General features: G+C 39.8%; 22 protein-coding genes and 1 riboswitch. Of the genes, 21 read left to right on the top strand and 1 reads right to left on the bottom strand.

Features of this window, described 5'->3' with window-relative positions:
* Positions 1-150: 150 nt before the first annotated feature.
* Genes JOC31_RS04915 through JOC31_RS04900 form a run of 4 tightly spaced genes read left to right on the top strand, consistent with a single transcriptional unit; the run spans position 151 to position 3790 of the window.
* Complete coding sequence (locus JOC31_RS04915; RefSeq protein ID WP_205017054.1) at positions 151-699, top strand: GNAT family N-acetyltransferase; 549 nt, start codon at positions 151-153, stop codon at positions 697-699.
* The gene (gene spxR, locus JOC31_RS04910) at positions 696-1979 is read left to right on the top strand and encodes a CBS-HotDog domain-containing transcription factor SpxR (protein ID WP_205017053.1); all 1284 of its coding nucleotides are present in this window, start codon (positions 696-698) and stop codon (positions 1977-1979) included. The genes JOC31_RS04915 and spxR overlap by 4 nt, the downstream gene beginning before the upstream one ends.
* 22 nt (positions 1980-2001) lie before the next feature.
* Positions 2002-2862 (top strand): methionyl aminopeptidase, encoded by an 861-nt coding sequence (locus JOC31_RS04905; RefSeq protein WP_205017052.1) that lies wholly within the window; start codon positions 2002-2004, stop codon positions 2860-2862.
* 1 nt (position 2863) lies between these two features.
* On the top strand, positions 2864-3790 hold the full coding sequence (locus JOC31_RS04900) for a YihY/virulence factor BrkB family protein (RefSeq protein ID WP_205017051.1): 927 nt from the start codon (positions 2864-2866) through the stop codon (positions 3788-3790).
* 39 nt (positions 3791-3829) lie between these two features.
* On the opposite strand, the gene JOC31_RS04895 is transcribed toward JOC31_RS04900, so the two are convergent.
* Complete coding sequence (locus JOC31_RS04895) at positions 3830-4306, bottom strand: GtrA family protein (protein ID WP_205017050.1); 477 nt, start codon at positions 4304-4306, stop codon at positions 3830-3832.
* Positions 4307-4435: 129 nt separating this feature from the next.
* A riboswitch (PreQ1 riboswitch) is annotated at positions 4436-4534 on the top strand.
* On the opposite strand from JOC31_RS04895, the gene JOC31_RS04890 reads away from it, so the two are divergent.
* The 17 genes from JOC31_RS04890 (at position 4532) to JOC31_RS04810 (ending at position 25346) form a co-directional block, all read left to right on the top strand.
* On the top strand, positions 4532-5041 hold the full coding sequence (locus tag JOC31_RS04890) for a QueT transporter family protein (protein WP_205017049.1): 510 nt from the start codon (positions 4532-4534) through the stop codon (positions 5039-5041). It overlaps the preceding riboswitch by 3 nt.
* Before the next feature lie 68 nt (positions 5042-5109).
* Positions 5110-7068, top strand: a complete 1959-nt coding sequence (ligA, locus tag JOC31_RS04885; protein WP_205017048.1) for an NAD-dependent DNA ligase LigA — start codon at positions 5110-5112, stop codon at positions 7066-7068.
* A gap of 48 nt (positions 7069-7116) precedes the next feature.
* Positions 7117-8136, top strand: a complete 1020-nt coding sequence (locus tag JOC31_RS04880; RefSeq protein WP_205017047.1) for a diacylglycerol kinase family lipid kinase — start codon at positions 7117-7119, stop codon at positions 8134-8136.
* Positions 8137-8141: 5 nt separating this feature from the next.
* Positions 8142-10337, top strand: a complete 2196-nt coding sequence (pulA, locus tag JOC31_RS04875) for a type I pullulanase (RefSeq protein WP_205017046.1) — start codon at positions 8142-8144, stop codon at positions 10335-10337.
* Positions 10338-10524: 187 nt separating this feature from the next.
* Entirely contained in the window at positions 10525-12408 is a 1884-nt protein-coding gene (glgB, locus tag JOC31_RS04870) for a 1,4-alpha-glucan branching protein GlgB (protein WP_205017045.1), read from the top strand.
* A 57-nt stretch (positions 12409-12465) separates the two neighbouring features.
* The gene (locus JOC31_RS04865; protein ID WP_205017044.1) at positions 12466-13605 is read left to right on the top strand and encodes a glucose-1-phosphate adenylyltransferase; all 1140 of its coding nucleotides are present in this window, start codon (positions 12466-12468) and stop codon (positions 13603-13605) included.
* Positions 13595-14728, top strand: coding sequence for a glucose-1-phosphate adenylyltransferase subunit GlgD (gene glgD, locus JOC31_RS04860; protein ID WP_205017043.1), 1134 nt, complete (start codon positions 13595-13597; stop codon positions 14726-14728). The genes JOC31_RS04865 and glgD overlap by 11 nt, the downstream gene beginning before the upstream one ends.
* On the top strand, positions 14725-16152 hold the full coding sequence (gene glgA / locus JOC31_RS04855) for a glycogen synthase GlgA (protein WP_205017042.1): 1428 nt from the start codon (positions 14725-14727) through the stop codon (positions 16150-16152). Before glgD ends, glgA begins: the two co-directional genes overlap by 4 nt.
* A 96-nt stretch (positions 16153-16248) precedes the next feature.
* On the top strand, positions 16249-18660 hold the full coding sequence (locus JOC31_RS04850; protein WP_205017041.1) for a glycogen/starch/alpha-glucan phosphorylase: 2412 nt from the start codon (positions 16249-16251) through the stop codon (positions 18658-18660).
* A 362-nt stretch (positions 18661-19022) separates the two neighbouring features.
* Positions 19023-19232, top strand: coding sequence for a F0F1 ATP synthase subunit C (locus JOC31_RS04845; protein WP_205017040.1), 210 nt, complete (start codon positions 19023-19025; stop codon positions 19230-19232).
* A gap of 43 nt (positions 19233-19275) precedes the next feature.
* Positions 19276-19989 carry a F0F1 ATP synthase subunit A gene (gene atpB / locus JOC31_RS04840; RefSeq protein WP_205017039.1) on the top strand — a complete coding sequence of 238 codons (714 nt, stop codon included), beginning with the start codon at positions 19276-19278 and terminating at the stop codon, positions 19987-19989.
* Positions 19990-20006: 17 nt separating this feature from the next.
* Complete coding sequence (gene atpF / locus JOC31_RS04835) at positions 20007-20504, top strand: F0F1 ATP synthase subunit B (RefSeq protein ID WP_205017038.1); 498 nt, start codon at positions 20007-20009, stop codon at positions 20502-20504.
* Positions 20504-21040 carry a F0F1 ATP synthase subunit delta gene (locus tag JOC31_RS04830; protein ID WP_205017037.1) on the top strand — a complete coding sequence of 179 codons (537 nt, stop codon included), beginning with the start codon at positions 20504-20506 and terminating at the stop codon, positions 21038-21040. Before atpF ends, JOC31_RS04830 begins: the two co-directional genes overlap by 1 nt.
* Before the next feature lie 15 nt (positions 21041-21055).
* Positions 21056-22561 carry a F0F1 ATP synthase subunit alpha gene (gene atpA, locus JOC31_RS04825; protein WP_205017036.1) on the top strand — a complete coding sequence of 502 codons (1506 nt, stop codon included), beginning with the start codon at positions 21056-21058 and terminating at the stop codon, positions 22559-22561.
* Between the two features lie 14 nt (positions 22562-22575).
* The gene (locus tag JOC31_RS04820) at positions 22576-23454 is read left to right on the top strand and encodes a F0F1 ATP synthase subunit gamma (RefSeq protein WP_205017035.1); all 879 of its coding nucleotides are present in this window, start codon (positions 22576-22578) and stop codon (positions 23452-23454) included.
* A 53-nt stretch (positions 23455-23507) separates the two neighbouring features.
* Positions 23508-24914 (top strand): F0F1 ATP synthase subunit beta, encoded by a 1407-nt coding sequence (gene atpD / locus JOC31_RS04815; RefSeq protein ID WP_205017034.1) that lies wholly within the window; start codon positions 23508-23510, stop codon positions 24912-24914.
* A gap of 12 nt (positions 24915-24926) precedes the next feature.
* Complete coding sequence (locus JOC31_RS04810; protein ID WP_205017033.1) at positions 24927-25346, top strand: F0F1 ATP synthase subunit epsilon; 420 nt, start codon at positions 24927-24929, stop codon at positions 25344-25346.
* The last annotated feature ends 156 nt before the right edge of the window (positions 25347-25502 follow it).

The following is a 25502-nucleotide window of genomic DNA, read 5'->3' as shown; positions in this document are numbered from 1 at the left end:
TCCTTCAGGAGTTTTTTGTTGTAACTTGGCTGAAAATCTCTATAAGAAATCTAGCTTTATCGCTTACCAATCCATCTATAAAAACTGTTTTAATTATGCTATAATATAACAATACCAAGACGAACAATGATGAGGAGGAAAGGAAGTTAAATGGATATTTGGGTGAACTTAGCACGATTTTCAGAGATAGAGACCCAAGGTCTCCTATTAAAACCCGTATCTTTTAAAGATGCTTCGGATTTTTATGAATTGACCAGAGATCCTGACAATCTTCCTTTTATTTTTCCAGCCCGAGCAAGTCGCTTTGAAAGTGACTATCTGCTGGTGCATTATTTTTTGAAAGAACCATTAGGAAAGTGGGCTATTTTTGATAAGTCAAGTCAGGAATTTCTAGGCATGATTAACCTTGAGAGCATACAAGCGAGTAAAGGGTGGGCTGAGATTGGCTATTTTGTGAAAAGAAGTCATTGGGGCAAGGGGATAATGACTGAAACCTTGCGGACCTTGTCTGAAATAGCCTTCGATGCTATCGGGTTTCAAAAGCTTATCATTATTACGCATCAAGAAAATGTTGCTAGTCAGGTAGTGGCTCAAAAAGCAGGTTTTCATTTAGTGAAACACTATAAAGGAAGCGACCGCTATACACATAAAATGAGGGATTATTTTAGGTTTGAACTGAAAAAGGATGATATGACATGAGTAAACATCAGGAAATTTTAGACTACTTAGAAAATCTAGAGATTGGTAAGCGCGTGAGTGTTCGTAGCATTTCGAATCATTTGCGAGTCAGCGATGGAACCGCCTACCGTGCGATTAAGGAAGCAGAAAATCGAGGGATTGTTGAAACACGTCCACGTAGTGGAACGGTTCGTATCGAAAAAAAAGAGAGTCGTCCTCTTGATCGCCTAACCTATGCTGAAATAGCCCATATTTCAGACTCTAAGGTTGTTTCAGGTCATCAAGGACTTGGACATGAGTTTAGCAAGTTTTCTATTGGTGCGATGACGAGAGAAAATATCCATCGCTATCTTGTCAAAGGAGGCTTGTTGATTGTTGGTGACCGAGAGGATATCCAATTGATTGCCCTAGAGAATCACAATGCCATTCTGGTAACAGGAGGCTTTGAGGTCTCTAATCGTGTCCTTACCGTGTCAAATGCTCACAACATTCCCGTCATGGTCAGCAATTATGATACCTTTACCGTTGCGACTATGATCAATAACGCCCTTGCGAACCTACGTATCAAAGAGGATCTAAAAACGGTTAATCAAGTCTATCATAGCGCCTATGACTATGGGTACCTGAAGGATACTGACACGGTACGTGATTACCAGCAATTATCTAAGCGAACAGGAAACATCCGTTTTCCCGTTATTAACCAACATGATATGGTAGTGGGTGTGGTCACGATGAGGGATGTGTCATCTAAGGCGTTGAGTGTTAGCATTGATAAACTAATGACTAAAAATCCCCACCTAGCCAAGCCTACCATCAGCCTGGCTAACATCAATCAAAAAATGATGCAAGATGATTTTGACATGATGCCCGTTGTAGGTGAAGATCAAAAACTGCTCGGTGTGATCACACGCCGCCGTGTTATGGCGGAGCTTCAAGAAATGGAAGGGACCCACCTGCATACCTACAGTGAGCAGATACTGAGTAACCTTAAAGAAGATAAGGGAAATTATTACTTTACTGTTGAACCATCGATGATGGATGCCGTAGGCTCTATATCTTATGGGATTTTGACAGAGTATTTAAAAGAAATCTCTATCCGTGTTCTACGGAAAAAATACCAAAAGAATATCATTATTGAGCAAATGATGTTATACTTTTTAAAGGCTGTTCAAATTGAGGATGACCTTTGCATTACACCAAAGTTGATGACAGAAAGTCGTCGTAGTGCAATCATTGATTTTGAAATCCGTCATGGCTACCAATTGGTCGTCAAAGGACTTGTGACAACGAAAATGAATTGATAATAAAAGGAGAAAAGCTAGAATGATTACATTAAAATCAGCGCGTGAGATTGAAGCAATGGATAGAGCGGGAGATTTCCTAGCATCTATTCATATTGGCTTGCGTGACTTATTGAAACCAGGTGTTGACATGTGGGAGGTTGAAGAGTACGTTCGTCGTCGTTGTAAAGAAGAGAATGTTCTTCCCCTTCAAATCGGCGTTGATGGTAGTTTGATGGACTACCCTTATGCGACTTGTTGTGGGCTTAATGATGAGGTGGCTCACGCCTTTCCACGTCACTATATTTTGAAAGATGGCGATTTGTTGAAGGTTGACATGGTACTTTCAGAACCTCTTGATAAATCTGTTGTGGACGTGTCAAAACTTGATTTTAACAACGTTGCGCAGTTGAAAGAATACACTGAAAATTATACCGGTGGTTTGGCAGATTCATGCTGGGCCTATGCGATTGGAACACCATCTGACGAGGTTAAGTCACTTATGGAAGTTACCCGTGAAGCCATGTACCTCGGTATTGAACAGGCTGTTGTCGGTAACCGTATCGGTGATATTGGAGCTGCTATCCAAGAGTACGCAGAGAGTCGTGGTTACGGAGTTGTTCGTGATTTGGTTGGTCACGGTGTTGGTCCAACCATGCACGAAGAGCCAATGGTGCCAAACTATGGCGTAGCTGGTCGTGGGCTTCGTTTGAAAGAAGGGATGGTTCTTACAATTGAACCAATGATTAATACAGGAACTTGGGAAATTGATACGGATATGGAGACAGGTTGGGCCCATAAGACCTTGGATGGCGGTCTGTCATGCCAGTACGAGCATCAATTTGTCATCACAAAAGATGGTCCACGTATCTTGACAAGTCAAGGTGAAGAAAGAACCTATTAAAATGAACCGAAAACGGCTTTTTGATAAGCTTTGGGAAAGGCTTGAGTGGCATCCACTACAGGTCTTTTTAGCTCATTATCGCAGTGCAGAGATGGACATATCAGCTGTTGCAGTAGCCTATTACCTCTTGCTGACCATTTTTCCACTTTTAGTGATTGCAACCAACTTATTTCCCTATCTCAATCTTGACATTACAGACATGTTAAAGGTAATGAAGGAGTACCTACCTGCTCAGTTGTATCAGACCTTGTCAGGTCTTGCGATTAATATTTTTTCAAGGCCATCAAGTAGCTTACTTGGGATTGCGACACTTACGGCTCTGTGGACGATGTCTAAGAGTCTATCATCGCTTCAAAAGGCAATCAATAAAGCCTATGGGGTGTCAGAACACCGTGATTTTGTGATTAGTCATCTGATTGGAGTTGTGACCAGTGTTCTCATTCTCTTTCTCTTGACTTTTGCGGTAATGGCATCAACGTTCCTTAAAGCGATCTTGCAGATTTTGATGACCTATTATCATTTGAGTGATAAGTTAGCCAATATTATTTTAAATCTTAGCCAACCTTTGACTAGTTTAGTGATTTTTACTAGTATTGCAATGTTGTATTTTATTTTACCGAATGTAAAAATCAAGAAAATACGCTATATTATTCCAGGGACGCTATTGACGTCGTTTGTCTGGTTCTTCTTTAATAGTTTGATTTCCTCGTATGTTATTAGAACCTTTGGACGCTTGGTCGATGTCAAGACTTTTGGAGCAGTCATGTTTTTTATCATCATGATTTGGTTCATTTTTTTGGCAAACATCCTGATTTATGGGGCTATTCTTAATGCCACTATTCAAGAGTTACGACAAGGTGAATTGGAAGGACGTAAGGGCGATGTTATGACAATCATTCATCACCTTTCAAACGATGAAGAAGAGTAAAAAAATCTGAAAGAGATATCCCTATCCCTTTCAGATTTTTTAGTTATTGTTGTCTTTAAAAACAAAAAGTTTACTGATGAGGTAGTTGAACGCCATGATCAAAACTTGGCTGATGAGCGTTTCGATACCATTTACCTTTTCTAGAATCTCGGTAGAATAGCTTGAGACTGGTAGGCTAGTCAAAAAGTGACCGATAATTCCAGGGAAATGGTCAACTAATAGAAATGCCATTACCAAATCTAGCAATAAGGTAGATAGTCTAGCGATAGAAAATTTAACCAATCGCCCAAACCATCCCTTTGGAGTCTGGTTGAAGACAAACTTATCATTGGTAAAAAAAGCGAAAAGAATCGCAATAATATTGGCAATGACAACAGAGACTGAACCAACTGGAATAAGCTCGAAAATGATAAGACGAACCCCCATATAGACTAAGGTTGTCAGGACGCCAAAGAAAAGGTATTTAAACACTTCAGAGGTGAAAAATTGTTTGCAAATTGAATTTAATTTTTTCATAGTCTGATTATAGCACACCTTGTGAAGCGAACCAACTGATAACTATAAGCAAGTACTCAGTTTTATCCGAGATATGGTGAGAAGGACTATTCTTGACTTAGTTAATAGCTATTTTCAAGTACCTTATTTTATGATATGATAGAAAGGTTGCTTAATGCAACCCTCAGTAACTTAATCCCTTTGTACTGAGCATAATTGAAGCATTTTGCTAAAGAGGAGTTTTATATGCAAAAATATTCTATCCGTGATTTGGTTCAAATCGCTATTGTTGCAGCTATCTATGTTGTGTTGACGGTTACCCCACCATTGAATGCTATTTCTTACGGTGCTTACCAGTTTCGCCTTGCGGAAATGATGAATTTCTTGGCTTTTTACAATCTTAAGTATATTATTGGTGTGACTTTGGGCTGTATGATTGCTAATTTCTTTAGTTTTGGTATGATCGATGTCATTGTTGGCGGAGGGTCAACCTTGGTATTTGTGACTTTAGGTGTTTTCTTATTTGACAAGTTTAAGGGTCAATCTATCTGTGGTGGACTTTGGGATAAGGCGCACGTCTACTTTTCATTTTTCTTTGCAGCTTCTATGTTTACAGTTGCAGCAGAATTGACTATCATTAGTCAGTTGCCTTTTTTCTTGACTTGGTTCACAACAGCAGTAGGAGAGCTAGCTTCTCTCCTTGTGGGTGCTGCACTTATTAAGAAAATCGCAGAGCGTATTGACTTTACAATATAGTCTATGATAAGCCTTCTTTTTGGAAGGTTTTTTGTCTTTTAAGAGGGAATCTGTGATAAAATAGAGCTATGGAAAATCGTATGAAAGAACTGGTAGCCTTGCTTAACCAGTATGCTAAAGAGTATTACACAGAAGATAATCCTACCGTCTCAGATAGCGATTACGACAAACTTTATCGTGAGTTGGTAGAACTTGAAACAGCTCATCCAGATTTGGTTCAAGCAGACAGTCCGACGCACCGAGTAGGTGGTTTGATTCTGGAGGGATTTGAGAAGTATGAACATGAGTATCCGCTATATAGCTTGCAGGATGCTTTTTCGCGAGAAGAACTAGACACTTTTGATCAGCGAATCAAAGCTGAGTTTCCTCAGGCAAGCTATATGGCTGAGCTTAAGATTGATGGCTTGTCTGTTTCCTTAACTTATGTTGATGGACGTTTGCAAGTTGGTGCAACACGAGGTGATGGCTCAATCGGTGAAAATATTACTGAAAACCTAAAACGAGTTCAAGATATTCCTCTTCAACTGGACAAACCACTCACTATCACAGTTCGAGGAGAGTGTTACCTTCCGCGTAAAGAGTTTGAGCGTCTTAATAATGAGCGTCAGGAGTCAGGTCAGACTGAATTCGCCAATCCAAGAAATGCTGCGGCAGGAACTTTGAGACAGTTGGATACGTCAGTCGTAGCTGAGAGAAAATTAGCGACTTTCCTCTATCAAGAGGCGAGTCCGACAGAGAGAGCTACCCAAGATGAGGTGTTGAAAGAGGTAGCAGACTTAGGTTTTTCAGTCAATCCAAGACGCCTAATCACTTCCTCTATGGATGCTATTTGGGACTTTATCCAGGAGGTTGGACGAGACCGTGATCATTTGGCTTATGATATTGATGGCGTGGTGATTAAGGTTAATAGCCTTGCGATGCAAGAGGAATTAGGTTTCACTGTTAAGGCTCCTCGTTGGGCAGTTGCTTACAAGTTTCCTGCTGAGGAGAAAGAAGCAGAACTGCTTTCTGTTGATTGGCAAGTAGGGCGTACAGGTGTCGTAACACCGACTGCTAATCTTAGTCCTGTTCAGCTGGCAGGAACAACCGTTAGTCGAGCAACACTCCACAATGTGGATTATATTGCAGAGAAAGATATTCGTATCGGTGATACGGTGCTTGTTTACAAGGCTGGTGATATTATTCCAGCTGTTCTATCGGTTGTAGAAAGTAAACGTGACAGTCAGGAAGTTATGCCGATACCTGAGACTTGTCCATCGTGTGGAGGAGACTTGCTTCACTATGAGGACGAAGTTGCTTTGCGTTGTATCAATGCTTCTTGCCCAGCCCAGCTCAAGGAACGTTTGATCCATTTTGCCTCACGAGATGCGATGAATATCACAGGATTAGGTCCATCAGTCGTTGAAAAACTCTTCACATCTGACTTGGTCAGTGATATTCCTGCTATCTTCCAGTTGACGATTGCAGATTTAGTGACGTTAGAAGGATTTCAGGAAAAATCAGCAACGAAACTTTACGAAGCCATTCAAGCAGCTAAGCAGAATTCCGCTGAAAAACTGCTCTTTGGATTGGGGATTCGTCATGTAGGTGCCAAGGCAAGTAAGCAGCTCATGGAAGCTTTTGAAAACTTGCAAGCCCTATCACAAGCTGATGAAGAAGCGATTGCTGCAATCGATGGCCTAGGTCTTGTTATTGCAAAGAGCCTGAGAGATTATTTTGCTACAGAGAATGCCCGCTTGCTTCTTAGCGAACTAGAACAAGATGGTGTTAACCTCTCTTATTTGGGTAAAAAGGTCTCTGCTGATGCAGCCTTATCAGGACAAATTGTTGTTCTAACAGGAAAATTAGAGCACTTGAAACGTAGCGAAGCAAAGGCGAAACTTGAGGAACTTGGTGCTAAGGTGACCGGTTCTGTCTCTAAAAAAACCAATCTAGTTGTTGCAGGAAGTGATGCTGGAAGTAAGCTAGCTAAGGCACAGGAACTAGGTATTCCAGTTGTTGATGAGGAATGGTTGTTAACCTTGTAATGTTAAATCTAACGAGATACCTGGTTAAAAAATAGAAGGAAAAATAAGATGGGAAGACAAAAAAGAGCACGTTTGATTTATAATCCAACCTCAGGTCAGGAAATTATGAAAAAAAACGTTGCAGATGTTCTTGATATTTTAGAGAGTTATGGATTTGAAAGCTCAGCTTTTCAAACAACAGCTCAACCCCACTCTGCCAGAAATGAAGCTAAAAGGGCGGCTGAAGCAGGCTTTGATTTAATCATCGCAGCAGGTGGAGATGGTACCATTAATGAAGTAGTTAGTGGGATTGCTCCTTTGAGAAAACGTCCTCAGATGGCGATTATTCCTACAGGAACAACCAATGATTTTGCGCGTGCCTTAAAAATTCCTAGAGGAAATCCTATTGAAGCTGCAAAGATTATTGGAAAAAAACAGACCATAAAATCAGATATTGGCCGTGCCTATGGGGAAAAATACTTTATCAACATCGCCGCTGCAGGTTCCTTCACAGAGTTAACCTACAGCGTCCCTAGCCAATTAAAAACCATGTTTGGTTATTTGGCTTATCTTGCAAAAGGGGTTGAGTTGCTGCCACGTATTCAGACGGTCCCTGTTAAAATCACCCACGATGATGGTGTTTTTGAAGGTGAAGTGTCTATGATTTTTGCAGCAATCACAAATTCGGTGGGCGGTTTTGAAACCATTGCCCCTGATGCCAAGTTGGACGATGGATTATTCACTCTTTTGTTAGTAAAAACCTCAAACCTATTTGAAATTGTTGCTCTTATTCGTATGGTGCTTCAAGGTGGTAAGCATATGAACGATAAAAATATCGAGTACATTAAGACAAGTCAGATGACGATTGAACCTCTAAGTGACCAGCGCATGATGATTAACCTAGATGGTGAATATGGTGGAGATGCTCCTATTTTATTGGAAAATTTAAAAAATCATATTGAATTTTATGCTAATGTGGATGAAATTGCAGATTCTGCCTTGGTTGATGCTGATGAACTTGCCCTAGAGGAAATCGCTCAGAAATTCTCTCATGAGGTAGATGGCTTATCTGGCTCAGATATGGTATAAAGACGATGGAAAATTATTTAACAGTACATTTTCATAACTCCCAAGGAGACTATCGTCACATCAGTATGTGGAAGTGGATTGATGGTTATTGGGGAGAGGATGCCTCTTTTACAGGGGAAGATGATTTCGGTGTTTTTGGAGAGATTACTTATCCTTCGGATCGTTTTTTAGATTCGGTTCATCTTTTGGTTAAGGCTGACGATTGGTCCAAACAAACAGTGGACTTTCAGATACGCCGCTTTTCTGGGGACTCTCCCAATCATATTTGGCTAGTTGAAGGGGATCATCAGGTTTATTATGCTAAACAAGCAGCCCTGACTAGTCCGTATCTGTCTAAACCTCGTGATACCGCTTTTGATATGGCCGTTAGAGCATCTGAGTTTGATCGCAATTGGGGTTATCAGGGCTGGCTAGGTTATCGTTATCATGAAACTGCTACTGACTTTAGGGTATGGTCCCCATTAGCTAACCGTGTTGACCTTCTGTTATTTGATCAGGAAATGAATCAAATAGAATGCCTTCAAATGGAAAGAGGAAGTTCGATTAACCTTGATCATCACGAAATGAATACCAAGGGTGTTTGGCAGTTCTGTTTAGAAGGAGATTGGTCAGGCTATGCCTATCAATACCGTATCTACCACGAATCGCATTTCTATCAAGATACTTGTGATCCTTACACAAAAGTTCTTAGTCTAGATGGTCAGAAAAGTTTGATTGTGTCAGATCAAGAGTTGGTTCCAGAGACCTTTAAAAAAGTTACCCCAGAATTTGCTGATTGGCGATTGGATAATCCTTGTCAGGCTGTTATCTGTGAAATGCATCTTCGAGACTTGACTACATCAGAAAGCTCTGGTATTGAAGCTGCTTATAGAGGGACTTATCTGGGTGCTTGTCAGACAGGGAGTCAAAATGCTCAAGGGGATAGTACTGCATTTGACCATATCAAAAAAATGGGCTACACTCATGTTCAGTTGCAACCCGTCTTTGAACACCATAAAGTTTATGATGACTCTGGTCATCTGACCTACAATTGGGGTTATGATCCAGAGCATTACAATGTTCCAGATCGTCAGTTTGCATACGATCAAGAAAATCCCCTAGCTCCTATTCATGAGTTGAAAGAAATGATTCAGGCTTATCATGAGGCTGGTATAGGTGTTATTATGGATGTTGTCTATAACCACACTTATTCGTCTTACAGCTCTCCTTTTCAACTGACTGTACCGAACTATTTTTACCGTATGAAAACAGATGGTTCTTTTCAGGATGGTTCCGGGTGTGGCAATGAGACAGCCAGCGAGAAAGAAATGTTTCGAAAATATATGATTGATTCTGTTCTCTATTGGGCCGAGGAGTATGGGGTTGATGGTTTTCGATTTGACCTTATGGGGCTACATGATGTCGAAACCATGAGAGCTATTCGAGAAGCCTTGGATAGACTTGACCCTAGGCTACTCATTTATGGTGAAGGCTGGGATATGGGAACTGGTCTTGCTAGACATCAAAAGGCTATCAAAGCAAATGCCAACCAGCTCCCTCGAATCGGATTTTTCAATGATGATGCGCGTGATGCTGTCAAGGGAGCAGAAGTCTATGGTCATCTTAAGGCAGGCTTTGTTTCGGGGGCACCATTAGAGTGGGAAATTGGGCAATCCTTATTAGGAAGTCGTTCTTTTTCTTCCTACTTGGCACCAAGTCAAGTCGTCAATTATATCGAGGCGCATGATAACTATAACCTCAGTGATCTGTTGCAGATTCTGCATCCAGCGGATGATACAGACAGTCATCGAAAAAGGGTCTTACTGGCAACTGGCTTAAATCTGATGATGCAAGGAATGGCTTTCATGCAGATTGGTCAAGAATTCATGAGAACAAAAATAGTAGCCACAGGACCAGAAAATCAGGTAACTGAATCTGACTTACTTGCTGCAATGAATAGTTACAATGCCTCGGATGCTGTTAACGCCATTGATTGGACTAGAGTTTCTGATGAAAACGATATGCTCAATCAAGTTTCAGAATGGATTGAGATGAAAAAGCACAATCCTTTATTTTCAAACAAAAGCTATGCAGCTATAGAAGACACCATCACGATAGCTTCATGTGATAGTGGCACTGGGCTGGTCTCTTTGAATTATCAAGATGAAAAAAACACGAATATTATTTTCAATAATATCGAAAAATCTATCGAAAAATTATGAAAAACGAATGACTTAACAAGAAAAATGTGATATAATGAAGAAAATACAACGCTTACATTAAAAGTTTATGTTAAGTTCATTGACAACCGAGTAATCTAAACAGACGTTTGGGTTACTTTTTTTATTTACATTTATTTTTCTGAAAATTCAATTTTTGGAAACGGTTTTAGGAGAAGCAGGTGATCACATGACGTTAGAAGAGCAAGTGTACACTTTTGGTACTGGAGAAAATTACCGTGTTCAACATTATTTGGGAGTGCACCCTTTGGATGGAGAGAAGGGGTTCAGTTTCAGGGTTTGGGCCCCTCATGCAGAGAAGGTTCAATTGATTGGAGAGTTTACGGACTGGAGAGCTAATCCAGTAGAAATGCAACGAAATCAAGCTGGTATCTGGGAGGTCGATACCGACTTAGCTCAGGAGGGTCAGCTTTATAAATACTTGATTACTAGAAGTGGTGGTCAGGTTATTGAGAAGATTGATCCTTTAGCGATTTATTTTGAGAGACGTCCTGGGACAGCAGCTGTAGTGACTTCACATTCAGACTATCAGTGGAGTGATCAGCTATGGTTAGGACGTCGCAAGCGTTTAGGGTTTAAAAAACGACCTGTTAATATTTATGAAGTTCACAGTTCGTCTTGGAAACAAAAAGAAGATGGCAGTCCTTATACCTTTAAAGAGCTAAAAGAAGAGCTTATTCCCTATTTGGTCAAGATGAATTATACTCATGTTGAGTTTATGCCTCTAATGGCTCATCCTTTGGATATGAGTTGGGGCTATCAAGTGATGGGCTACTTTGCCTTGGAGCATACCTATGGTCAACCTGATGATTTAAAGGCTTTTGTGGATGCCTGTCACAAGGAAAATATAGGTGTTATTGTGGATTGGGTCCCTGGACACTACACACAAAATGATGATGCCCTAGCTTATTTTGATGGGACGCCTACCTTTGAATACCAAGATCATGATCGTGCTCATAATTATCGATGGGGAGCCCTCAATTTTGATTTAGGGAAAAATCAAGTTCAGTCCTTCTTGATTTCCAGTGCTTTATTCTGGATAGAGGAATACCACCTGGATGGTATACGTGTAGATGCTGTGTCAAATATGCTCTACTTGGATTATGATGATGGACCTTGGGTTCCAAATAAAGATGGCGGTAATCGTAATCTAGAGGGCTATCATTTTTTACAAAAATTAAATCAAATTGTGAAGTCTTATCACTCAGATGTGATGATGATTGCTGAGGAATCAACTGCTGCCACACCGATTACACAATCAGTTGCAGATGGTGGGTTGGGATTTGATTATAAGTGGAATATGGGCTGGATGAATGACATCTTACGATTCTATGAAAAAGATCCTATATATCGCCAGTATGACTACAATCTGGTAACCTTTAGTTTCATGTATGCCTTTAATGAGCAATTTATTCTTCCTTTTTCACACGACGAGGTGGTTCATGGGAAAAAGAGTATGATGCATAAGATGTGGGGAGATCGTTACAATCAGTTTGCAGGTCTTAGAAATCTTTATACCTATCAAATTTGCCACCCCGGCAAGAAGTTACTTTTTATGGGATCGGAGTTTGGTCAGTTTTTAGAATGGAAGTACAGCGAACAATTAGAGTGGTCCAATCTTAACGATAGTATGAACGCCAAGATGCAGTACTTTTCAAGCCAACTTAATCGCTTCTATAAGGAACATAAGGCGCTTTGGCAGATTGACGATTCCTTTGATGGTTTAGAGATCATTGATGCTGATAACAAGTCTCAGACAGTGTTGTCCTTCGTTCGAAAATCGGACAAAGGTGAGATCTTGCTTTGTGTCTTTAACATGACACCTGTTGAAAGGAGGGCGTTTACGATTGGGGTTCCAGTATTTGGGATCTATGAGGAAATATTAAATACAGAGCGAGAAGAATTTGGAGGTGTTTGGAAGGAAAATAATCCAGAGACGAAAACAGAGTTGGGTGAATGGCGAGACTATGAGCAGACCCTGACCTTTACCCTACCAGCCATGGGAGCAAGTATCTGGAAAGTGAAGCGTCGTATTAAAAAGAAAAAGCCGTAGGTAAGCAAATCAAAAGATTAACTTACAATCAGTTATCTATTGGGGAGGAAACTGTAGATGAAAAATGAAATGTTGGCACTCATCCTTGCAGGAGGGCAAGGAACACGTCTTGGAAAACTAACGCAAAGCATTGCGAAACCAGCTGTGCAATTTGGAGGACGATATCGTATCATTGATTTTGCATTGTCAAATTGTGCAAACTCAGGGATAACAAATGTCGGAGTGATTACACAGTATCAGCCTTTGGCTCTAAATAGCCATATCGGAAACGGATCTTCATGGGGATTGGATGGGATAAATAGCGGAGCGACTATTTTACAACCTTATTCTGCAACGGAAGGAAACCGCTGGTTTTTAGGGACAAGCCACGCTATCTATCAAAACATCGATTATATTGATAGTATTAATCCTGAATATGTTCTTATTTTATCTGGGGACCATATCTATAAGATGGACTATGATGATATGCTTCAAACTCATAAGGATAATATGGCTAGTTTGACAGTAGCGGTCATTGACGTTCCTCTAAAAGAAGCCAGTCGTTTTGGTATCATGAATACTGACTCAAATGATCGTATCGTAGAGTTTGAAGAGAAGCCAGAACATCCAAAATCAACCAAAGCTTCTATGGGGATTTACATCTTTAATTGGCAAAAATTACGTAACATGTTGGTTGATGCTGAGAAAAATAATATTGATATGTCAGACTTTGGGCAACATGTTATTCCAGCCTATCTTGAACAAGGAGAGCCTGTTTATACCTACAACTTTGCAGGTTATTGGAAAGATGTTGGAACGATTGAGTCTCTTTGGGAGGCAAACATGGAATACATCGCTATTGATAATGCACTTAATAGCCGTGATCGTTCATGGAAAATCTATTCTAAAAATCTGATTACGCCACCTAATTTTATCACTGAAGAAGCTGATGTTAACGATTCTCTTGTTGTTGATGGCTGCTACGTTGCTGGTAAGATTGACCATTCCATCTTATCAACAAATGTCAAAGTAGAGCAAGGAGCCGAAGTTAAGGATAGCTTCATTATGAGTGGTGTAACGATTAAGTCTGGAGCCAAGATTTATCGCGCTATTATTGGAGAGGGTGCTGTAATTGGCGAAAACGTTCTTATTGATGGAGCAGAGGACGTTCAAGTTGTTGGATATGATGAAGTAGTGGGGTTGACAGATGAAGAGTGATAAATATACTGCAATTTTAGGAAATACTGTTGGTTATCCAGATATGGGTGCCTTGACCGCTAATAGACCGCTAGCAAGTCTCCCATTTGATGGCAAATATCGTCTGATTGATTTTCAGCTATCTAGCTTGGCTAATGCTGGTGTCCGTAGCATCTATGGTATTTTTCGTGGGCAAAATATCCGTTCTGTCTTTGACCATATTCGCTCAGGGCGTGAGTGGGGATTGAATACCTTGCTTAGCCATTACTTCTTAGGTTTTTACAATACCAGCGATGAGAGTGAATTTGTTGATGCGGATTACTACGAGCAAATTCTTAATTACCTCAAACGCTCAGGTTCAGATCAAACAATCTATATGTCTTGTGATATTTTGTGTAATATCAATCTACAACAAGTTATCCATCTTCACAATGCCAACAAGCGTCAGATAACAGTTGTCTATAAGAAGATGTTGAAGGCTGATTGTTCTCCTGCCAACGAACTCTTAGCAGTTGATGAGACGGATGCTGTTGTTGGCAAAGCAGACATTGATAAAACTGATGAGCCTGTACCAATGTCTGCGGATATTTACGTTGTCAATACTTCTTGGCTGATTACTAAGATGGAGGAGGAAGCAAGCAAGGAAAATCCACGTAAAATCCGTCATCTTCTCCGTGAGCTCATTTTGACAGATGGAGCTCTTGCTTTTGAACATACAGGCTACCTTTCTAACATTTGCTCGGTAGATTCTTACTATAAAGCTAATATGGATATGTTAGACCCTCAAAAATTTTACGCACTCTTTTATGGTAATCAAAAAGTTTATACCAAGGTCAAAAATGAAGAATCAACCTATTTTGCAACAGAGTCCATTGTAAAAAATTCACAATTTGCATCTGGTTCTGTTATTCAAGGACAAGTTGAGCATTCCATTGTATCACGGTCATGTCAGGTTCATGAAGAGAGTAAGGTCTACAAGTCCGTTCTCTTCCCTAAAGTGTCTGTGGGCAAAGGTGCTAGTATTGCCTATGCTATTATTGATAAGGGAGTAGCCATTCCTGAAGGTGTTACTTTAAAAGGGAGTCCTGATAACCCACTTGTTATTGGCAAGGGTCAAAAAATTACTGGAGATATTATTCAATGAAAATCATGTTTGTAGCAGCAGAAGGAGCACCTTTTGCTAAAACAGGTGGTTTGGGAGATGTGATAGGGGCGCTTCCAAAATCACTGGTTAAAAATGGCGATGAAGTTGCTGTTGTTCTCCCTTATTATGATGTGGTTGCTGCTAAATTTGGTAATCAAGTCGAAGATGTGCTATCTTTTTATACCAATATTGGTTGGCGTCATCAGTATGTCGGTGTGAAAAAAATTGTCCGTGATCAGGTAACCTTTTACTTTATTGACAATCAGCAGTATTTTTACCGTGGCAAGGTTTATGGTGATTGGGATGATGGAGAACGATTTGCCTTCTTTCAGATTGCAGCCTTAGAGTTGATGGAAAAAGTTAATTTTATTCCAGACGTTCTTCATGTACATGATTACCATACAGCAATGATTCCTTATCTTCTAAAAGAAAAATACCATTGGATTGCTGCTTACCAAAATATTAAGACTGTTTTTACAATCCACAATATTGAGTTTCAAGGTCAGTTTGATCCAGCTATGTTAGGTGACCTTTTTGGAGTTGGATCAGAGCGCTATGAGGATGGAACACTTCGTTGGAACAATTGCCTCAACTGGATGAAGGCAGCTGTTCTCTATGCAGACCGTGTGACAACAGTATCACCATCTTATGTGGGTGAAATCATGACACCTGAATTTGGTAAAGGGTTAGATCAAGTCATGCGAATGGAAGCAGGTAAGTTATCTGGTATTGTTAACGGTATCGATACAGAGCTTTTAGATCCAGAGAAAGATCCCTTGATTCCTTATCATTTTTCAGTGACAGATTTATCAGGAAAAGCAAAAAATAAACAAGCGCTTCAAGAATCCCTAGGGTTACCAGTTCGGTCAGATGTACCAGTGATTGGGATTGTCTCACGTTTGACAGATCAAAAAGGTTTTGATTTAGTGGTCAATGAGTTGCATCATATTTTGCAGTATGACCTACAAATTGTTCTTTTAGGAACAGGCTATGCTGATTATGAAAATGCCTTCTCATGGTTTGCAAGCCAATACCCAGATAAACTATCAGCTAATATTACCTTTGATTTGGCATTGGCTCAGCAAATTTATGCAGCCTGTGATATTTTCCTTATGCCATCAGCCTTTGAGCCTTGTGGCTTGTCTCAGATGATGGCGATGCGATATGGTACCTTGCCTGTTGTTTCAGAAGTTGGAGGTCTTCGAGATACTGTTGAAGCCTATAACTCAGTAACGCAAACAGGCACAGGATTTAGCTTTGATCATTTCTCAGGCTACTGGATGACTAAGACGCTAGAAAGTGCTTTGGATACCTACTATCATCATCAAGAAGGCTGGAAGCAGTTGCAAAGAAATGCCATGACTAGAGATTTTTCGTGGGATACAGCTAGTCTCGCGTATGATAAGCTCTATCAATCGCTTTAACTTTATCAAACAAAGATCAACTTATTTCAGGGAGATAAGTTGATTATTTAGGATTATAATTATCGTAATATTCAAATGATTTCAGAAAGGAAACTCATGAACTTAGAACAGTTAAGCAAAGAACAATTTATCCGAGATTTTAAGGATACACTTCACGAGGAGCAATTGATTAAAGTAGCTCGTGCAACACCAGCAGAACTGTTTACGACACTAGCTAAACTCATTCGTCGTTATTATACCGATACCTGGATTGACAGAAATCATAAACTTTCAGAAAATAAGGAAAAAGTAGCCTATTACTTTTCTATTGAATTTTTACCAGGTCGTATGTTGGAAACTAACCTCCTTAATCTAGGTATCTTAGATTTAGTGAAAGAAAGTTTTGAAGAACTGAATGTCGATTTTCAAGAGGTAGTTGAAGCAGAACATGATATGGCTCTTGGAAATGGGGGCTTGGGCCGTTTGGCAGCTGCCTTTATGGACTCACTTGCAACGACTGGCTACCCTGGTTTTGGAAATGGGCTCCGCTATCAGTATGGGCTTTTTAAGCAGCGTATTGTTGATGGTTATCAAGTTGAATTACCCGATTCTTGGTTTGGTTCTATTGGTAATGTCTGGGAGACACGCAAAGACCATGATATAGTTGATGTAAAGCTTTTCGGTGACGTTTACCTTCAAGCTGACCAAGAAGGTCGTATTGTCCCTGTTTACCATAATGCTCAACTCCTTCATGCGGTTCCTTATGATGTACCACAGATTGGTTTTGAGAATGGAGTTATTAACAACCTTCGACTTTGGGATGTTGAGATTCCAGAAGCCTATGAACTAGATTACCCAACGATTGAAGATCGTCGCCGTGTTCAGGATATTACAGCAGTTCTTTATCCAGATGATAGTAATTATGAAGGCAAACAGTTGCGTTTGATTCAAGAGTATTTTATGACAAGTGCAGGTCTTCAAACCATTGTTAAATCTTATCTAAAACAAGGCTTGCCTCTAGAGAATATCCACGAAAAAGTATCTGTTCATATCAACGATACCCACCCTGCAGTAGCACCAGCAGAATTTATGCGTATCTTATTGGATGATTATGGTCTAACTTGGGATGCTGCTTGGGAAACAACGGTTCAGACCATGTCTTACACGAACCATACTATTTTGTCAGAAGCGCTGGAAAAATGGGATGCAGAGCTCTTTAAAAAAGTTCTACCTAGGGTTTACCAGGTTATTCTTGAGATTGATCATCGCTTCGTTTCTAATCTGGCAAAACAAGGCTATGACTCAGGTTTAATTGAGCGAACACGTATTGTCAAAGACAATCAAATTCACATGGCTAATCTAGCAATTATCGGTGGTCACTCAGTCAATGGAGTTGCTAAACTGCACACAGATCTGTTGAAAGAAGATACCTTGCATGATTTTTATACCCTTTATCCTGAGAAGTTTAACAATAAAACCAATGGTATCGTTCAACGTCGTTGGACACAAATAGCTGCTCCAGAGCTTTCTCAGGCTTTGGATGAGACTATTGGAAAAGACTGGCGAAAGGATATTCATCAACTTGACAGATTGGTAGAATTTGCGAATGATGATACTGTTCTAGACCATTTTTATCAGGTTAAAAAGGTTGCTAAAGAGCGCCTAGCACGTTATATCAGAGAAACGACGGGTATCGAAGTATCGACGGATGCTATTTTTGATGTTCAAGTTAAGCGACTCCATGCTTACAAACGTCAACTTCTAAATGTTCTTCATATTTTGAAACTCTATCTTGATCTTAAGGAAAATCCTGACAAAGATATGGTACCTCGTGTCTTCATTTTTGGAGCAAAAGCTGCACCAGGATACCATTTCGCAAAATCCGTGATTAAACTAATTAATGAAATTGCAAATGTGGTTAACAACGACAGCAGTTTACAAGGTAAGCTCAAAGTCGTGTTCCTTGAAAATTATAGGGTATCTTTGGCAGAGCTTATTATTCCAGCTGCAGATGTGTCTGAGCAGATATCACTTGCGTCAAAAGAGGCTTCTGGAACATCAAATATGAAATTTATGATGACTGGAGCAATTACTCTAGCTACCCTTGATGGTGCCAATATCGAAATCAAAGATGAAGTTGGGGATGACAATATCATTATCTTTGGTATGGATAAGGATGCTGTTTATAGCCACTATGAAAATCATGATTACTATGCTCGTGGCATCTATGAAAGCAATCCGACTATTCGTCGAGTCGTTGATAGCTTTGTTAACGGAACAATTCCAAATGCTCAAAGTGAAGGGACAGAGATTTATGAGTCACTTATCACACATAATGACGAGTATTTCCTTTTGGAAGACTTCTCTGCTTATGTAGCGGCTCAAGAGAAGATTGATGCTCTTTACCGTGACCAAAAGCTATGGGCACGTATGAGTCTTATGAATATTGCTAAGTCGCATAAATTCACTTCTGATGACACTATTACAGAATATGCTGAAGATATTTGGCAGTTGACTAAAAACGAGTAATCAAACTGTCTAATAAGCTATACTAGCTAAATCTTGAAAAACTATTGTATAGCATCGATTAGGGATTTTAGAACTAAATATTGCAATCAAAAAATGAACAACATTAACTGTTGTTCGTTTTTTTGAGCAGGAGGTGTAAGAAGTGGTCATTTTTTTAAGATAGTTTATCTTATTATTTTCTAATGTTTAGTAAAAATAGAACTTGTTTTCCTATTTAAATAATAATGAAAATAAGGTTTCACTAAAGGTCAAAAAAGGTTAAAAAAAAGATAAAGAAAACGCCACCATTTCTAAAAATGCGTTGACTTTCAAAAAAAATAGGTCTAAACTGTAGAAGTAAAAAATTTAAAAGGAGAATTCTTATGTTGAATTTAGCTATTTTAGCGCTTGGTATTGCCGTTATGGGTGTCTCTATCGGTGAAGGTATTCTAGTTGCAAATATTGCACAATCTTCAGCTCGTCAACCAGAGATGTTCAGTAAATTCCAAACGCTCATGTTCTTGGGTGTTGCCTTTATCGAGGGTACTTTCTTCGTCCTTCTTGCATGTACATTCTTTGTTACAACAAAATAGTAGCAAGAGTATCTAACTAAAGTTAGAGGAAGGAGGGAGTCAGTTGGAAACTACTACAAATCCAACAGTTCATTTTTTGGGCATTGAGTTTGATTTGACCATTCTCGTTATGTCTCTCTTGACTGTACTGATTGCCTTTGGCATTATCTTTTGGACAAGCCGTAAGATGGCAATTAAACCAAAAGGTAAGCAGACATTTATTGAGTATATCTATGAGTTCGTACAAAATACTATCAAACCTAATTTAGGTGAGTATACTAAGAACTATAGCTTACTCATGTTTACTTTTTTCTTCTTCATCTTGGTAGCCAATAACCTTGGACTTTTGATTAAGTTAGAATCAGAAGAACATAATTTTTGGACATCACCAACGTCAAATTTCATGGTTGACTTTACCTTATCTTTAATCATTGCGGTTGTAGTGCATTTTGAAGGTATTCGTAAAAATGGTATTGTTGAGTATCTAAAAAGTTATTTGACACCTTATCCAGCTATGTTACCAATGAACATTCTAGAGCAATTTACAAACTTGATTTCTCTAGCACTTCGTCTTTACGGTAATATCTATGCGGGTGAGATTGTGATGAGCTTGATTGTAAGTGTTGGTCATTCTGGTCTCGTTGGAGGCCCAGCAGGTTTTGTATTGAACATGGCCTGGACAGCATTCTCAGCCTTCATCGGTTGTATTCAAGCTTACGTATTCACGATTCTTTCATCAAAATATATTGGTGAAAAAGTCTGCGAAGAAGAGGAATAAGAAAGGAGTTATGACCCATGTCTACACTTATTAATAGTACAAGTCTTGGTAATCTTATTATCACTACTGGATCAGTTATTCTTTTGTATGTTCTCATTCGAATCTTCGCATGGGATCAAATCACAGGAATCTTTGAAGCGCGTGCTCAAAAAATTGCTGATGATATTGATGGAGCAGAAGTAGCTCGTCAAAAAGCGGAAGAGTTAGCTGCTAAACGTGAAACAGAACTTTCTGGTGCTCGTGCCGAAGCAAGTCAAATTATTGAAGATGCAAAGGAAACTGGTAAAGTTCAAGAAACTAAAATTATTGCGGAAGCTCGTGAAGAAGCAAGCCGTCTAAAAGAAAAAGCTAATCAAGAAATTGCTTTGAGTAAATCAGAAGCACTTTCAAGTGTGAAAGGTGAAGTTGCTGATTTAACAGTACTCTTAGCAGAAAAAATGATTGCAAAAAACCTCAATCCAGATTCACAAAGTGAACTGATTGATAGCTATCTTAACAAATTGGGAGACGCCTAATGGATAAAAAAACACTCGCTCTCATTGAGCAATATGCTAAGAGTTTAGCAGAGGTTGCTGTTGAACAAGATGCAGTGTCTGATATCTATGAGGAAATTACTCAACTGTTAGCGATTTTTACAGAAACACATTTAACGACGCTACTTAGTCAAGACTCATATAGTCGTGAGGATAAGCTAGCAACTGTTAGGTTGCTTCAAGAGTTTTGTTCAGCTTATTTGAAGAATTTTCTTGAGGTAATTTTACAGAATGAAAGAGAAGCCTTAATTGAGGCAATTCTTAGAGATGTCAAAGAACGCCTTGATCGTGTCACCGGAACTTATGTTGTGGAAGTGACTACAGCAATCCCTTTGACAGCTGATCAAAAAGAGCGTATTTCAAATGTCGTTGCACGTAAATTTGCTGTTAAGACACGCGAATTGGTTGAACACGTTGATGAAGGTATCCTTGGTGGATTTGTTATTAAAACACAAAATAAAATCATTGATACCAGCTTGAAAACTCAATTACAACAATTGAAAATGAATTTGAAATAGAAAGTGGTGTGACTTTTGGCAATTAACGCACAAGAAATTAGCGCTTTAATTAAAAAGCAAATTGAAAACTTCCAGCCAAATTTTGACGTCACAGAAACTGGTGTAGTCACTTACATCGGTGATGGTATCGCTCGTGCTCGTGGTCTTGATAATGCCATGAGTGGTGAACTTCTTGAATTTTCAAACGGTGCCTATGGTATGGCTCAAAACTTGGAGTCAAATGATGTCGGTATCATTATCCTAGGTGAGTTTGATTCTATTCGTGAAGGTGATGTCGTAAAACGTACTGGTAAAATTATGGAAGTACCAGTTGGTGAAGCTTTGATTGGTCGTGTGGTAAACCCACTTGGACAACCAGTTGATGGACTTGGAGATATTGCAACTACTTCAACTCGCCCAGTTGAAACACCTGCACCAGGTGTTATGCAACGTAAATCTGTCTCAGAACCGCTTCAAACTGGTCTTAAAGCCATTGATGCTTTGGTTCCAATTGGTCGTGGTCAACGTGAGTTGATTATCGGTGACCGTCAAACAGGTAAAACATCTGTTGCCATTGATGCTATCTTGAACCAAAAAGGTCAAGATATGATTTGTATCTATGTTGCTATCGGACAAAAAGAATCAACAGTTCGTACACAAGTAGAAACACTCCGTAAATATGGAGCTCTTGATTATACAATCGTTGTGACAGCATCTGCATCACAACCTTCTCCATTACTTTACATCGCTCCTTATGCTGGTGTCGCAATGGCTGAAGAATTTATGTATAACGGAAAACACGTTTTGATTGTCTATGATGATTTATCAAAACAAGCGGTAGCTTATCGTGAATTATCATTGCTTCTTCGTCGTCCTCCAGGACGTGAAGCCTACCCAGGTGATGTTTTCTACCTTCACTCACGTCTTTTGGAACGTTCAGCTAAAGTTTCTGATGCTCTTGGTGGAGGCTCAATTACAGCTTTACCATTTATCGAAACTCAGGCAGGTGACATCTCAGCTTATATCGCAACTAACGTGATCTCAATCACAGATGGACAAATCTTCTTGCAAGAAAACCTCTTCAACTCAGGTATCCGTCCAGCCATCGATGCGGGTTCTTCAGTATCACGTGTTGGTGGTTCTGCCCAAATCAAAGCGATGAAAAAAGTTGCTGGTACTTTACGTCTAGACCTAGCATCCTATCGTGAACTTGAAGCCTTTACGCAGTTTGGTTCAGATCTTGATGCAGCAACTCAAGCGAAATTGAACCGTGGTCGTCGTACAGTTGAGGTTCTTAAACAACCTCTTCATAAACCACTTCCTGTTGAAAAACAAGTTGTGATTTTGTATGCTCTTACACACGGTTTCCTTGATAGTGTTCCTGTAGAAGATATTTTGGCATTTGAAGAAGCCTTGTATGATTACTTTGATGCTCAGCATGCTGAGATTTTCGAAACGATTCGTACAACAAAAGATCTTCCTGAAGAGTCAGTGCTTGATGCTGCCATTCAAGAGTTTAAAGATCAATCACAATTTAACTAAGAGGAGGGTGTGATATGGCAGGCTCTCTTAGTGAAATTAAAGCCAAAATTGCGTCAACGAAGAAAACAAGTCAGATTACTGGAGCTATGCAAATGGTTTCAGCGGCAAAATTGACGAAATCTGAGCAATCAGCTAAAGACTTTCAAATTTATGCTGCCAAAATTCGTCAAATTACAACTGATTTGTTGAAGACTGAGTTAACTTCAGGGTCATCAAACCCTATGTTGATTTCACGTCCTGTTAAGAAGACGGGTTATATTGTAATTACATCCGATAAAGGTCTGGTTGGTGGTTATAACTCAACTATTCTGAAATCGGTTATGGACCTTATCAAAGAATACCATCCTAATAAAGATAGTTTTGAAATTATTTCAATTGGTGGTATGGGTTCAGACTTTTTCAAGGCTCGTGGTATTGATGTTGCTTTTGAATTGCGTGGCTTGGATGATCAACCAAGCTTCGAACAAGTTGGTAAAATCATTTCAAAGGCTGTTGATATGTATCAAAATGAAATTTTTGATGAGTTATACGTTTGTTATAACCACCATGTAAACAGTTTGACTAGTCAAGTTCGTGTTCAACAAATGTTGCCAATTACTGAACTTGATGCTTCAGAAGCAGCTGAAGAAGGTGTCACTGGCTTTGAATTAGAACCTAACCGTGAGACCATTCTTGAGCAATTGTTGCCACAATATACTGAAAGTTTGATTTACGGTGCCATTATTGATGCCAAGACTGCAGAGCATGCTGCGGGAATGAGTGCTATGCAGACAGCAACAGACAATGCTAAAAATGTTATCAATGATTTAACTATTCAATATAACCGTGCACGTCAAGCAGCGATTACGCAAGAAATTACAGAAATCGTAGCAGGTGCTTCAGCACTTGAATAGAGGTAAAGTAAAAGTCGGATAAGACTTTTGTAACTTATATAAAGGAGAAAAACATGAGCTCAGGCAAAATTGCTCAGGTTGTCGGTCCTGTTGTCGATGTTCGATTTGAAACAGGCGATCAACTTCCTGAGATTAATAATGCCCTTGTCGTCTATAAAGACAAGGATAAAACTCAAAAAATCGTTTTGGAAGTAGCTCTTGAACTTGGTGATGGTGTCGTTCGTACGATTGCCATGGAATCTACAGATGGGTTGACACGTGGTCTTGAAGTGCTTGATACAGGTCGTCCAATCTCAGTACCAGTTGGTAAAGATACTTTAGGACGTGTTTTCAATGTTCTAGGTGATGCTATCGACCTTGAAGAGCCTTTCGCTGAGGATGCAGAGCGTGAACCAATTCATAAAAAAGCACCAAGCTTCGATGAATTATCAACATCAACTGAAATCCTTGAAACAGGTATCAAGGTTATTGACCTTCTTGCCCCTTACCTTAAAGGTGGTAAAGTTGGACTTTTCGGTGGTGCCGGTGTTGGTAAGACCGTTCTTATCCAAGAATTGATTCACAATATTGCCCAAGAACACGGTGGTATTTCAGTATTTACCGGTGTTGGGGAACGTACACGTGAAGGTAATGACCTTTACTGGGAAATGAAAGAATCAGGCGTTATTGAGAAAACAGCCATGGTATTCGGTCAGATGAATGAGCCACCTGGAGCACGTATGCGTGTAGCCCTTACTGGTTTGACCATCGCTGAATACTTCCGTGATGTGGAAGGTCAAGACGTGCTTCTTTTCATCGATAACATCTTCCGTTTCACACAAGCAGGTTCGGAAGTTTCAGCCCTTCTTGGTCGTATGCCTTCTGCCGTTGGTTACCAACCAACACTTGCGACTGAAATGGGTCAATTGCAAGAACGTATCACATCAACTAAAAAAGGTTCTGTTACATCAATCCAAGCCATCTACGTACCAGCCGATGACTACACTGACCCAGCGCCAGCAACAGCTTTCGCTCACTTGGATTCGACAACAAACCTTGAACGTAAGTTGACTCAAATGGGTATCTACCCAGCCGTTGACCCATTGGCATCAAGCTCTCGTGCCCTCTCACCTGAAATTGTTGGTGAAGAACACTATGCTGTTGCGACAGAGGTTCAACGTGTCCTTCAACGTTACCGTGAATTGCAAGACATCATTGCTATCCTTGGTATGGATGAATTGTCTGATGAAGAAAAAACATTGGTTGGACGTGCACGTCGTATCCAATTCTTCCTTTCACAAAACTTTAACGTTGCGGAGCAATTTACAGGTCAACCAGGTTCATATGTTCCAGTTGCTGAAACAGTACGTGGCTTCAAAGAAATTCTTGAAGGAAAATATGACCATCTTCCAGAAGATGCCTTCCGTAGCGTAGGCCCAATCGAGGATGTCGTTGAAAAAGCTAAAAACCTTGGCTACTAATGAGGTGATGATATGGCAGAAATGACTGTACAAATCGTAACACCTGACGGTATTAAATATGACCACCATGCTAAATATATTTTAGCAGGGACAAAAGATGGTGAAATCGGTATTTTGCCAGGTCACGTTAACATCATTGCTGCTCTTGAAGTTCATGAGATGAAAATTCGCCGTATAGACGATGATAATCACGTGGACTGGGTTGCAGTTAATGGTGGTATTATTGAAGTGAAAAACAATCATGTCACGATCGTTGCAGATTCTGCGGAGCGTGAACGTGATATTGATGTCAGTCGTGCCGAACGTGCCAAGTTGCGTGCCGAACGTGAGCTTGAAGAAGCACAGCAAGCCGCTGACAATATCGACCAAGTGCGTCGTGCTCAAGTTGCCCTTCAACGTGCGATTAACCGTATTAATGTTGGTTCAAGATAAGCTTACCTCTCATCTTGACTAATAGTAATTAAAAGAATCTGGTTTTCCAGGTTCTTTTTTGGGCTCTTCGTCAACTGTAGTGGGTTGACTTATAATCAGCAGCGAGAGAGAATCAGATTGGTTCTCTCTTTTTGCATGTTTAAAGCGATGAGAATC

It is taken from the genome of Streptococcus saliviloxodontae (genome assembly GCF_016908655.1).
Classification (GTDB): Bacteria; Bacillota; Bacilli; order Lactobacillales; family Streptococcaceae; genus Streptococcus; species Streptococcus saliviloxodontae.
Note: the sequence above shows the minus strand (reverse complement) of the source record. Positions and strands in the feature narration are given on the sequence as shown.

Excerpts from the sequence above, each read along its gene's own strand:
- JOC31_RS04915 (WP_205017054.1), top strand. The coding sequence starts at position 151 with ATGGATATTTGGGTGAACTTAGCACGATTTTCAGAGATAGAGACCCAA.
- spxR (WP_205017053.1), top strand. The coding sequence starts at position 696 with ATGAGTAAACATCAGGAAATTTTAGACTACTTAGAAAATCTAGAGATT.
- JOC31_RS04905 (WP_205017052.1), top strand. The coding sequence starts at position 2,002 with ATGATTACATTAAAATCAGCGCGTGAGATTGAAGCAATGGATAGAGCG.
- JOC31_RS04900 (WP_205017051.1), top strand. The coding sequence starts at position 2,864 with ATGAACCGAAAACGGCTTTTTGATAAGCTTTGGGAAAGGCTTGAGTGG.
- JOC31_RS04895 (WP_205017050.1), bottom strand. The coding sequence starts at position 4,306 with ATGAAAAAATTAAATTCAATTTGCAAACAATTTTTCACCTCTGAAGTG.
- JOC31_RS04890 (WP_205017049.1), top strand. The coding sequence starts at position 4,532 with ATGCAAAAATATTCTATCCGTGATTTGGTTCAAATCGCTATTGTTGCA.
- ligA (WP_205017048.1), top strand. The coding sequence starts at position 5,110 with ATGGAAAATCGTATGAAAGAACTGGTAGCCTTGCTTAACCAGTATGCT.
- JOC31_RS04880 (WP_205017047.1), top strand. The coding sequence starts at position 7,117 with ATGGGAAGACAAAAAAGAGCACGTTTGATTTATAATCCAACCTCAGGT.
- pulA (WP_205017046.1), top strand. The coding sequence starts at position 8,142 with ATGGAAAATTATTTAACAGTACATTTTCATAACTCCCAAGGAGACTAT.
- glgB (WP_205017045.1), top strand. The coding sequence starts at position 10,525 with ATGACGTTAGAAGAGCAAGTGTACACTTTTGGTACTGGAGAAAATTAC.
- JOC31_RS04865 (WP_205017044.1), top strand. The coding sequence starts at position 12,466 with ATGAAAAATGAAATGTTGGCACTCATCCTTGCAGGAGGGCAAGGAACA.
- glgD (WP_205017043.1), top strand. The coding sequence starts at position 13,595 with ATGAAGAGTGATAAATATACTGCAATTTTAGGAAATACTGTTGGTTAT.
- glgA (WP_205017042.1), top strand. The coding sequence starts at position 14,725 with ATGAAAATCATGTTTGTAGCAGCAGAAGGAGCACCTTTTGCTAAAACA.
- JOC31_RS04850 (WP_205017041.1), top strand. The coding sequence starts at position 16,249 with ATGAACTTAGAACAGTTAAGCAAAGAACAATTTATCCGAGATTTTAAG.
- JOC31_RS04845 (WP_205017040.1), top strand. The coding sequence starts at position 19,023 with ATGTTGAATTTAGCTATTTTAGCGCTTGGTATTGCCGTTATGGGTGTC.
- atpF (WP_205017038.1), top strand. The coding sequence starts at position 20,007 with ATGTCTACACTTATTAATAGTACAAGTCTTGGTAATCTTATTATCACT.
- JOC31_RS04830 (WP_205017037.1), top strand. The coding sequence starts at position 20,504 with ATGGATAAAAAAACACTCGCTCTCATTGAGCAATATGCTAAGAGTTTA.
- JOC31_RS04820 (WP_205017035.1), top strand. The coding sequence starts at position 22,576 with ATGGCAGGCTCTCTTAGTGAAATTAAAGCCAAAATTGCGTCAACGAAG.
- atpD (WP_205017034.1), top strand. The coding sequence starts at position 23,508 with ATGAGCTCAGGCAAAATTGCTCAGGTTGTCGGTCCTGTTGTCGATGTT.
- JOC31_RS04810 (WP_205017033.1), top strand. The coding sequence starts at position 24,927 with ATGGCAGAAATGACTGTACAAATCGTAACACCTGACGGTATTAAATAT.